The sequence below is a fragment of the Nakamurella alba genome (assembly GCF_009707545.1).
Lineage (GTDB): Bacteria > Actinomycetota > Actinomycetes > Mycobacteriales > Nakamurellaceae > Nakamurella > Nakamurella alba.
The window spans coordinates 54,286-64,642 of sequence record NZ_WLYK01000008.1 but is presented as its reverse complement, the minus strand read 5'-3'; the positions used below and the strand labels follow the sequence as shown (position 1 = coordinate 64,642).

Here is a 10,357-nt window from a genome sequence, read left to right as displayed (position 1 = left end):
CGATGAGTCCGTCTCCCGAGACCGCGGCCGCCCCACCGGTCGCCGCGATGGTCACGGTTCCGGCCGACAGCCACACCGGCACACCGGCCCCCGTGTGGCAGGCACCGGAGCAGCTGCCGCCGGCCCAGCCGCGGCAGATCGGCGCCTGGCTGCTGATGCACAACCTGGTGACCCGCGAGCAGCTGGAGCGCGCGGTGGCCGGCCAGGGCACCGACGGCGGCCTGCTCGGCGAGCACCTCGTCGCCGACGGCGCCGTCACCGGCAACGTCCTCTACGACGCGCTCGCCGCGCTCTGGCAGGCGCCGCGGATCGACATCAGCACCGTGGCCCCGGATCTGTCGCTGATGAAGGGCCTGGACGCCCGGAAGGTGCTGGGACAGGGCTGGATCCCGATCGCGCGGGACGAGACGACCGGCACGATCACCGTCGCCACCACCGCCCCGCCCGGCGACAGGCTGACCGCGAAGGTGCACGAGCTGCTCGGCGAGCACGAGGTCGAGTACCGCACGGCCACCCCGGGTGAACTCATCGAGCTCGTCGGCGGCGTGTTCCGTGACGACCTGCTGTTCGACGTGACCTCCCGGCTCGCCGAGGACCAGCCGGACATCTCCGCCCGGCAGAGCCTGATGCCGTGGCAGAAGGTGCTGCCGTTCGTCTTCCTCGGCCTGCTCGCCGTCGGCCTGGTGGTACGGGCCGAACTGGTCTTCATCGTCCTGCTGGCCGCGGCGAACATCGCCTTCGCCGCCAACGTCGGGTTCCGGTTGCTGGCCACCATCCGCTGGCCGATCCGGCAGGCCCGGCGCACCGCCTGGGAACACCTGATGATCAAGGAGCGACACCGGCGCGGGATGCCTCTCAAGGCACCGTCCTTCGAGGAGGACGAGTCCATGCCGATGTACACGATCCTGGTGCCGGCGTTCCGCGAGGCGAACGTCATCCACAAGATCATCGCGAACCTGGACGCCCTGGACTACCCGAAGAGCCGGATGGAGGTCCTCGTCCTGCTCGAGGAGGAGGACCTCGAGACGATCGAGGCGGCCTACGCCGCGAACCCGCCGTCCTACATGCGGGTGATCATCGTGCCGCGGGGCAACCCGCAGACGAAGCCGCGCGCCTGCAACTACGGCCTCACCTTCGCCCGCGGCGAGTTCGTGGTCATCTACGACGCCGAGGACAAGCCGGAGCCGGACCAGCTGCGGCGCATGGTCGCGGAGTTCCGCTGGGACTCGGTGAACACCGAGCCGAAGAGCGGCAAGCCGCTGGTCTGCGTGCAGTGCGGCCTGAACTACTTCAACGCCGAGCAGAACGTGCTCACCCGGATGTTCGCGATCGAGTACTCGTTCTGGTTCGACGCGATGCTGCCCGGGCTGGACAACACCGGCATCCCGATCCCGTTGGGCGGCACCAGCAACCACTTCCGCACCGACATGCTGCGGCGGCTCGGCGGCTGGGACCCGTACAACGTCACCGAGGACGCGGACCTCGGGATGCGCGCCTCCGCCATGGGCTACCGGGTGGGTGTGAGCACCTCGGTCACCTGGGAGGAGGCCTGCTCGCAGACCCCGGCCTGGATCAAGCAGCGCACCCGCTGGATCAAGGGCTACATGATCACCGCGGCGGTGAACTTCCGGCACCCGGTGAAGTTCGTGCGCGCCACCGGTTTCCGCGGCCTGCTCTCGCTGGTCGGCCTCATCGCCGGGACGCCACTGGCTTTCCTGCTCTACCCGATCATGCTCGGCTTCACCATCGCCACCTACGTCGCGACCCGGGTCGTCACCATCCACCTGCCGGACTGGCTGCTCTGGTTCGGCGGGCTCAACATGCTGATCGGCGCCGGCTCGATGATCGCGCTCTCCGCCGGTGTCGCCGCCATCCGTCACGGCTGGCGCATCGCCGGGTACGCCATCTTCAGCCCCATCTACTGGCTCCTCCACTCCGTCGCCTCCTACCGCGCCGCCTGGCAGACCCTCTTCTCCCCCCACCAATGGGAGAAGACACCGCACGGGCTCGACGAGTTCGACGAGGAGGACGAGAAGGTCGTGGCGGTCGGGGTGCACTGAGAAGGGGAGTCTCCCGGATCGTGCGGATCGGGGACCGAAAGCATCGGTGAGCGAGGGAAACGGTCCCGGACTCAGCAGTCGGGCGGCGGCCGGACGGGCAGGAGCGAAGAGCGCCTGGCGAAGTCCGGCTTTCGGGGCGGTGCGGTTCGCCGGCGCCGGATCGTGCGGATCGGGGACCGAAAGCATCGGTGGGCGACGGAAACGGTCCCGGACCGAGCAGTCGGCCGGCGGCCGGACGGGCAGGAGCGAAGAGCGCCTGGCGAGGTCCGGCTTTCGGGGCGGTGCGGTTCGCCGGCGCCCGATGAGTCGGAATCTGGAACAGGTTTCGGCCGGATCTGGTGGATCCGGGACCGAAACCATCGGCACACGAGGGAATCGGTCCCGGACCGGGCCGCGAGATCAGTGGCCGCCGTCGGCGCCCGGGACGGACAGTCTCCCCGATCAGGGGATCAACACGGTGATGCCCGGGCCGGGAGTGCCGTCGAGCTCGGCCAGGATCCCCTCGGCCTCCGAGAGCGGCAGGGTGCGACGGACCAGTCGGCCGGGGTCGAGTCTGCCGGAGGCGATCAGCGCGAGCATCGCCGGGTAGTCCGCGGCCGCCATCCCGTGCGACCCGTGCACGGACAGCTCCCAGGCAACCACCCGGTCCATCGGCAGTGCGGTCATGGCGTTCTCGCCCAGCAACAGTCCGACCTGCACGTGCCGGCCCCGGCGTCGCAGGGATCGCACCGAGGCGGCGGCGACCGCGGGATGACCGATGGCGTCGATCGAGACATGTGCGCCGCCGCCGGTCAGATCGTGGACCGCAGCCGCGGTGTCGCCCACGACGCCGGGATCGACGACGACCGCTGCGCCGAGTTCGACGGCCAGATCCCTTGCCGCCGGGTTGGTGTCGACCGCCACGACCTGCGCGCCCAACGCCACCCCGATGAGGATCGCCGACAGGCCGACACCCCCACACCCGTGCACGGCCAGCCACTGCCCCGGGCCCAGCCCACCGTGACCGGTCAGCGCACGGAAGGCGGTGGCGAACCGGCAACCGAGCGATGCCGCAGTGGCGAAGGAGATCTCGTCCGGCAGCGCCACCAGGTTGGTGGCGACGTGCGGCACGGCGACGCGGTCCGCGAAGGATCCGGCGTAGGTGAAGCCCGGTTGCTGCTGGTCGGGGCAGACCTGCGGATCACCGGCGAGGCAGTACTCGCAGATACCGCAGCCGAGGACGAACGGCGCGGTGACCCGGTCCCCCACCGCCCAACCGGTGACCTCCGGTCCGACAGCGGTGACGGTACCGGCGAACTCGTGACCGGGGACGTGCGGGAGGACCACCGGGTCGTGACCGCGCCAGGCGTGCCAGTCGGACCGGCACACCCCGGTGGCGCCCACCGCCACCAGCACACCGTCCGCGGGACAGGCGGGCTCGTCCAGTTCGACGGTGCGCAGCGGACCGTCGTACTCCTGGTACTGCAGGGCTCTCACGGGCGCAGCAGCACCTTGACCGAGCGCCGCTCGTCCATCGCCCGGTAGGCGTCGGCGACATCGGACAGCGGGAGTTCCGAGGTGAACACCGGGCCCGGGTCGAGGGATCCGTCGAGCACGTCGGCGAGCAGCTCGGGCAGGTAGACCCGGGCCGGGGCCACTCCGCCGGAGACGGACACGTTGCGGCCGAACATCTTCCGCAGCGGAAGTCCGCCACCTTCGACGCCGCTGGGGACGCCGACATAACCGACGGTGCCGCCGGGGCGGGTGATGTCCAGTGCCGTCTCCCAGGACTGGGTGGTGCCGACGCACTCACAGGTGGCGTCGACGCCGACCTCGTCGGTCAGCGCCATGATCTCGGCCAGCGCGTCCGCGTCGCGGCTCGCGACGATGTCCGTCGCACCGAACTGCCGAACGAGTTGCTGGCGATCCTCGTAGCGGGACAGCGCGATGATCCGCTCCGCTCCCAGCCGCTTGGCCGCGAGCACCGCACACAGGCCGACGGCCCCGTCGCCGACCACCGCCACGGTGCTGCCCGGGCCGACCCCGGCGTGCAGGGCCGCGTGGTGCCCGGTGCCCATGACGTCGGACAGGGTCAGCAGGGCAGGGATCCGCTCGTCGTTCTCGTCGACGGGGGCTGCGACCAGCGTCCCGTCGGCCAGCGGCACCCGGATCGCCTCGCTCTGCCCACCGTCGGCCGGGATGCCTTCCTTGTCCTTGTGCCCCCAGCCGCTGCCGCGCAGGCAGGACGTCGTCCAGCCGGCCTTGCAGTGCACACACTCACCACAGGAGATCACGAAGGGGGCGATGACCACCTGACCCGGCTTGACCGTGGTGACATCCGCACCGACATCGGTGACCACACCGAGGAACTCGTGCCCGATCCGGCCCTCGCGCCGCTGCTGGATCCCCCGCCACGGCCACAGGTCCGATCCGCAGACACAACTGGCGACCACACGCACCACCGCATCGGTGGGCGACTGCACCACGGGGTCGGGGAAGTCCTGGACGTCGATCTCACCCGGGGCGATGAAGTGTGCGGCACGCATGACTCCATCATCCTCCCCGGTTCATTGCCGGCAGCGGGCGGGGCGGTGCCGGTCGATACACAGCTCGACTCCTCCGCCGTCGACCTCGGCGGTGCGGGCCGGCATCACGAGCGGCTCGTCACCCGGCCGTCCGCAGACCTCGCCGGTGAGGGCTGATGTCACGAGCAGCTCGTCGGGCGCTCCTGACCCCATCGGGGACCGTTTCCGCCGCCCACCAACGGTTTCGGTCCCCGGTGCACGGCCGACCACCGATCCGGGACCTCTCCTCGTCCGGCACGGATAGCTGACGTCACGAGCAGCTCGTCGGGCGCTCCCGACCCCATCGGGGACCGTTTCCGCCGCCCACCAACGGTTTCGGTCCCCGATGCACGGCAGGTACCGATCCGGGCCGGGGCAGCGGTTCCCTCACACGGACAGTCGTCCGAGGCACAGCTCGCCCGGAGACACGGCCCGGTGGTGCACCTCTCCGGCCGCAGTTCGCCTCCCGCAGACAGACGTCCACAGCCGGGCTCACCAGCCGGACACCGACCGGTACGACCGGGTCAGTAGGCCCCGCGGGAGGAGAGCATGACCCGGACGGTCTGCGCCATGATGACGAGATCGCTCATCGGGGACCAGTTCTCGACGTAGTACAGATCCAGCCGGACGCTCTCGGCCCAGCTCAGGTCGGAGCGGCCGGACACCTGCCAGAGTCCGGTCATCCCGGGCTTGACCATCAACCGGCGGCTGACGTCGTCGTCGTACTGCGCGACCTCGGAGACCAACGGCGGCCGGGGTCCGACCAGGCTCATCTGCCCGGCGAGGACGTTGAACAGCTGCGGGATCTCGTCCAGCGAGTAGCGGCGCATGACCCGGCCGATGCGGGTGACCCGCGGGTCGTCCTTCATCTTGAAGAGCATGTCGTTGCCGTCGGAGGAGGCCCGCAATGCGGCCAGCCGGGCCTCGGCGTCCACGCACATGCTGCGGAACTTCCACATCCGGAAGGTGCGGCCGTCCAGCCCGACCCGCTCCTGCCGGAAGAACACCGGACCGCCGTCGCCGGAGCGCACGGCCACCGCGAGCGCGATCATCACCGGGGAGAGCAGCACCAGCCCGATGAACGCGCCGATGAGGTCCACCGCGGTCTTCGCGACGAGCTTCGGGCCGTGGAAGCTCGCCTGGCTGACATGCATCAGCGGGATCCCGGCCACCGGGCGCAACCGGATCCGCTGGCCGGCCACGTCGTGCATCGACGGCGCGAGGACCAGCCGGACGCCGGTGCCTTCCAGCGCCCAGGACAACTTGCGGACGTGGGCGGACCCGAATCCGTCGGTCGAGGCGATCACCACGGTGCTGGCGCCGGACGCCGCGACCGCGGCCTGCACGTCCTCCAGCGCACCGAGCACCGGGAAGCCACCCAGGGTCGCGTGGTCGGAGCCGGCACCGCCGTCCTCCAGATCACGCCGGCCACCGCCGTGCACACACAGGCCGCACACCCGGTAGCCCCAGGCCGAGGCGCGCCGGAACTGGTCGGCCAGCGTCACCGCACTGATCCGGCCGCCCACCACCAGGGTCTCGATCAGGTCGAGACCGCGGGCCCACCGTCGCCGCATCCAGTGGCGCCAGTAGAGACGGAGGCCGACCATGCCGAGCAGCCCCAGCGGGAGCGTGACGAAGAGGAACCCGCGCGCCACCTGGATGTTGAGGGCGTAGTCCACGGCAGTGACGACGGCGAAGAGCACCAGCGTCGAGCGGACCACCTTGCGCAGGTCGATCGCATCCGGTGCCGGGGGCTCGCGGCGCCAGGTGCCGTTCATCGCGAGCGACAACAGCCAGGCGATGCCGATCGCGACGCCGACGGCGGCGTAGGACCAAGTACGGAAGGCGCCGGTCGAACTCAGCCGCGCCTGTTCCAGTCCGAACCGGAAGACCGCGCCGGCCGCGACGGCCGCCGCCACCACCACCACGTCGCCGATGACCACGCGACGGAGGTAGCCGGCGGCACCCTCGCCCGGATCCACCCGTGGGGCGGGCCCGCCGACAGGATCCGGAAGCGGCGCCGGCTCCGGATCGACATCCGTTGCAGGCAGCGACTTCCGGAGATCGGCGCGGGCCAACAGGCCGACCGCGGGTTGCTGGGCAGGGAGCACCGGCGCACTGCTGCGCGACGGCTTCACCAGACCCGGCACGTACTGCTCGGGGAGGGCAGTCGCCGGCGCACCGGACACGACCGTCTCTTCCATACGTCCACCTCGGAGTCTCGACGGCACCGACGACGCGCGGCGGCGCCGACACCTGGGAGGGAGCACCGTTGCGCGAGGGCCATGTTCTCGACCGGGTTCCAACGGTATCGGCACGCGATTGGAGGTGTAAAGGTGACAGGTTCCACAGCGGTCGGCCGCGATTCATCCGTTCGCCGAAAACGTTGTTGCGAAAGGCCGGAGATGAACATTAGGCGAATCACACCATCGTGGGAGCGTTGCCCGACCGAGGCTCGCTTCGAGGACATCGGTACCACCTGCGGGCATACCGGACCGGGTCACAGCGGGCTTGACCAACACCCTTTCGGCCCCAACGAGGTCCGGGCAGCGGCAGAGCAGGGGCGTCACGATTCGCACGTGCGGCTGCTCCGACCGGGGTTCGAACATGACGAACATGTGACGACTGCGCCGAACGAGTGGATTTCAAATCGTCGATTCGACGATCTGTCCGCCTTCACTCCTCCGGTCGCACCTTCCGCCCGGGCAGCCCCGCACGATATGGTCCGTCCCAAAGGTTGCACGGGGTCGGCGTGTATCGGTCCTTCCCAGCCCTGGGAAGTGGTTCCGATAGGTGCCGGAACCTGTTCCAGGAATTGTCGGGGAAGAAATCGCTCGCAATTCCTCCTGCACCTCGACAGGGCTGTCGTCGATGACCGACGTTCCGTTCGCCGAACGGACATCACAAGCGGCAGGAGGACCGGAGGATGGGCAGGATCCTGCTGGTGTGCTCCGGCGGCGGGCATCTGAAGCAGCTCTTCACCCTGGCCGGCCGGATGGGGATCGCGCCGGAGGACCAGTTGTGGGTGACCTTCGACACCGGCCTCTCCCGGAGTCTGCTCGAGGGCCGTGACGTGCAGTTCGCCCGGTACGCGGCTCCCCGTGACATCCCGGGCACCATCCGCAATGCCGCACTCGCCCGCCGGATGCTGCGCTCCGAGCGTTTCGACCTGGCCGTGAGCACCGGGTCCAGCCTGGCCGTCTCCTTCCTGCCGCTGGCCGCCCGCAAGGGTGTGCCCAGCCACTTCATCGAGACCGCGGCCCGCGCCGACGGCCCGTCGATGTCCGGCAAGATCCTGCAGCGGGTCCGGTCGGTGCAGACCTACACGCAGTACCCGGCGTGGTCCGGCCCGCGCTGGCAGTACCGCGGGTCGACCTTCGACCAGTACGACGTCGGCCCGGCCGTGCCGTCCACCGATTTCGACCGGGTCCGGAAGGTGGTCGTCACCGTGGGGACCACCGAGTCCTACGGGTTCGAGCGGCTGCTCACAGCGCTCGTCCCGCTGCTCGGGGATCGCGAGGTGCTCTGGCAGACAGGGCGTTCGGACGTCAGCGCGCTCGGGATCGAGGGCAGGGAGAGCGTCCCGCACCACGAGTTGAACATGGCGATCGCCGAGGCGGACCTGGTGATCTCGCACTCCGGTACCGGAGCTGCGCTGTCCGCGATGGAGCACGGGAAGACCCCGGTACTCGTGCCCCGGCTCGCCCGGCACGACGAGCACATCGACGACCACCAGCTGCAGATCGCGAGCGAGCTGCAGCGGCGCGGTCTCGCGGTCATGGCCCACGTCGAGGAACTCGACGAGCAGCTGCTGGCCCGGGCGGCGGGCATGAGCACCGTCCGCCTGGACGTACCCCCACCGTTCGAACTGATCGGGTCGCCCGGCCCTTCGGCCAGGTTGTGAAGCGAGAGGTGACGACGATGAGAGCCACTCCGGATCCGGTGTCGGGTCGGTCCCAGGTGACCGGCCGCGTCTCCGTGGTGATCACCCACTACCGCGCCCAGGACGAGCTGCTCGCCTGTCTCGACACCATCGCCGGCCTGCCGGGAGCGCAGCACCTCGAGGTCGTCGTCGCCGACTCCGACGCGGAGCCGCACACCGCCGCGCTGGTCGACGAGCACCTGCCCGGAACGCGCTACGTGCCGTTCGCTTCGAACTGCGGCTACGCCGCCCTGGTCAACGCCGGCCTCGCGGTCACCGACCGGCCGTACGTGCTGGTCCTCAACGCCGACATCCAGGTCACCGACGAGCTCCTCCCCCGGCTGGTGGCGCACCTCGACGAGCACCCGGACGTCGGCATCGTCGGGCCCGGGGTGCTGGGCGGGGACGACCACCACCAGACGACCGCGTTCCGGTTCTACCGGCCGTCGACCATCGCCTACCGCCGCACCCCGCTCGGCTCCCGGACCGGGCGTGGCCGCGCCGAGCTCGAGCGGTTCGAGATGGTGCACGAGGTCTCGCATGCGCGGACGCACGACGTGCCGCTCGAGGCGGACTGGTTGATGGGCGCCGCGATGCTGGTGCGTCGGTCGGCAGCGGTCGAGGTCGGCCCGATGGACGAGTCCTACTTCCTCTACTTCGAGGACGTCGACTGGTGCCTGCAGTTCTGGCAGCGCGGTTGGCGCGTGCACCAGCTGCCCGGCGTGCAGTGCCGCCACCTGTGGTCGCGCGCCTCGGCGAAGGGCGGCGTGGCCGCGCTGCTGGTCAATCCTCTCGCCCGCCGGCACCTGCGATCGGCGCTGAAATTCTTCCTGCGGCACGGTGTCTCGCCGTCACGTCCGCGCATCGCCGCTCCGGTCCGGCCGGCGGACCGCGCGGTCGCCCTGCCCGAACAGCGCAGCGTCGACGACGACATCTCCGCTCGAGCGGCCTCGTGACGTCGACTCCCGTGGCGGTGCCGGACCAGACCCGGGAGGCGGTCGTCGCCGGGATCCCGGTGATGTTCTGGAATCCCGAGCGCAAGACCAACATCTGGGGTCGGCGTGCGCTGCGTTTCCGCCCGGTGGACAACTTCGGCGACCTGCTCGGCCCGGTCGTCGTCAAGGGCATGATCGACCGCTTCGGCGGTACCCCGCCGCAGGGGGACGCCGCCCGCCGGCGGCTGTTCGCCATCGGCTCGATCCTCCAGTTCTCCCGACCGGGCGATGTCGTCTGGGGCGCCGGCGTGAACGGCAAGGTCGATCCGGGCACCTACCGGCTCGAGGGCCTGGACGTCCGGGCGGTCCGCGGGCCGCAGTCCCGGGCGCTCCTGCAGGACCGCTTCGGTCTCGACGTCCCCGAGGTCTACGGGGATCCCGGGCTGCTGCTGCCGTACCTGCGCCCCGAGGTCACCGAGTGGGCGAAGACCAAAAAGCACGACCTGACCGTGGTCCCCAATCTGAACGACCTGCGGTCGGCGCCGCGCACCAAGGACACCGTGTCACCGCGCGACGAGCTGTGGTCGGTGATCAAGCGGATCGTGCAGAGCCGGTTGGTCGTCGGGTCCTCGCTGCACGGCGTCATCGTTGCCGAGGCCTTCGGGATCCCGGCGAGAGCCGTGGTGTCGCCGGAGGAGTCGGCCTTCAAGTACGAGGATTACCTGCTCGGGACCGGGCGCGCACCGGAGGGGGCCTTCGCCCCGACCGTCGAGCGGGCCGTCGCGATGGGCGGTGCGCAGCCCCCCGCCTGGTCCGCCCAGCCCCTCCTCGCCGCCTTCCCCCGCGACCTCTGGAAGAGTTGAGGTAGAGGGACAGAAACATTGCGAGCTGGCGCTC

The 10,357-nt window shown here is 70.4% G+C and carries 7 protein-coding genes; 4 read left to right on the top strand and 3 right to left on the bottom strand.

Going from position 1 to position 10,357, the window contains the following annotated elements; translation table 11 throughout:
* The first annotated feature begins 2 nt into the window (after positions 1-2).
* Positions 3-2,060, top strand: coding sequence for a glycosyltransferase (locus GIS00_RS18080; RefSeq protein WP_230313798.1), 2,058 nt, complete (start codon positions 3-5; stop codon positions 2,058-2,060).
* Between the two features lie 441 nt (positions 2,061-2,501).
* On the opposite strand, the gene GIS00_RS18075 is transcribed toward GIS00_RS18080, so the two are convergent.
* The 3 genes from GIS00_RS18075 to GIS00_RS18065 all read right to left on the bottom strand — a co-directional run bounded on the left by GIS00_RS18075 (position 2,502) and on the right by GIS00_RS18065 (position 6,807).
* Entirely contained in the window at positions 2,502-3,536 is a 1,035-nt protein-coding gene (locus GIS00_RS18075) for a zinc-dependent alcohol dehydrogenase family protein (RefSeq protein WP_322098094.1), read from the bottom strand.
* Positions 3,533-4,585: a zinc-dependent alcohol dehydrogenase family protein gene (locus GIS00_RS18070; protein WP_154769867.1), complete on the bottom strand. Its 1,053-nt coding sequence runs from the start codon at positions 4,583-4,585 to the stop codon at positions 3,533-3,535. The genes GIS00_RS18075 and GIS00_RS18070 overlap by 4 nt, the downstream gene beginning before the upstream one ends.
* A gap of 542 nt (positions 4,586-5,127) precedes the next feature.
* Complete coding sequence (locus tag GIS00_RS18065; RefSeq protein ID WP_230313797.1) at positions 5,128-6,807, bottom strand: sugar transferase; 1,680 nt, start codon at positions 6,805-6,807, stop codon at positions 5,128-5,130.
* A gap of 722 nt (positions 6,808-7,529) precedes the next feature.
* On the opposite strand from GIS00_RS18065, the gene GIS00_RS18060 reads away from it, so the two are divergent.
* Genes GIS00_RS18060 through GIS00_RS18050 form a run of 3 tightly spaced genes read left to right on the top strand, consistent with a single transcriptional unit; the run spans position 7,530 to position 10,323 of the window.
* The gene (locus tag GIS00_RS18060) at positions 7,530-8,507 is read left to right on the top strand and encodes a glycosyltransferase (protein WP_154769866.1); all 978 of its coding nucleotides are present in this window, start codon (positions 7,530-7,532) and stop codon (positions 8,505-8,507) included.
* Positions 8,508-8,524: 17 nt separating this feature from the next.
* The gene (locus GIS00_RS18055) at positions 8,525-9,481 is read left to right on the top strand and encodes a glycosyltransferase family 2 protein (protein WP_154769865.1); all 957 of its coding nucleotides are present in this window, start codon (positions 8,525-8,527) and stop codon (positions 9,479-9,481) included.
* Positions 9,478-10,323 carry a polysaccharide pyruvyl transferase family protein gene (locus GIS00_RS18050; protein WP_154769864.1) on the top strand — a complete coding sequence of 282 codons (846 nt, stop codon included), beginning with the start codon at positions 9,478-9,480 and terminating at the stop codon, positions 10,321-10,323. The genes GIS00_RS18055 and GIS00_RS18050 overlap by 4 nt, the downstream gene beginning before the upstream one ends.
* Positions 10,324-10,357 lie beyond the last annotated feature (34 nt).

Coding starts and splice junctions, on each gene's coding strand:
- GIS00_RS18065 (WP_230313797.1), bottom strand. CDS start 6,807: ATGGAAGAGACGGTCGTGTCCGGTGCGCCGGCGACTGCCCTCCCCGAG.
- GIS00_RS18060 (WP_154769866.1), top strand. CDS start 7,530: ATGGGCAGGATCCTGCTGGTGTGCTCCGGCGGCGGGCATCTGAAGCAG.
- GIS00_RS18080 (WP_230313798.1), top strand. CDS start 3: ATGAGTCCGTCTCCCGAGACCGCGGCCGCCCCACCGGTCGCCGCGATG.
- GIS00_RS18055 (WP_154769865.1), top strand. CDS start 8,525: ATGAGAGCCACTCCGGATCCGGTGTCGGGTCGGTCCCAGGTGACCGGC.
- GIS00_RS18070 (WP_154769867.1), bottom strand. CDS start 4,585: ATGCGTGCCGCACACTTCATCGCCCCGGGTGAGATCGACGTCCAGGAC.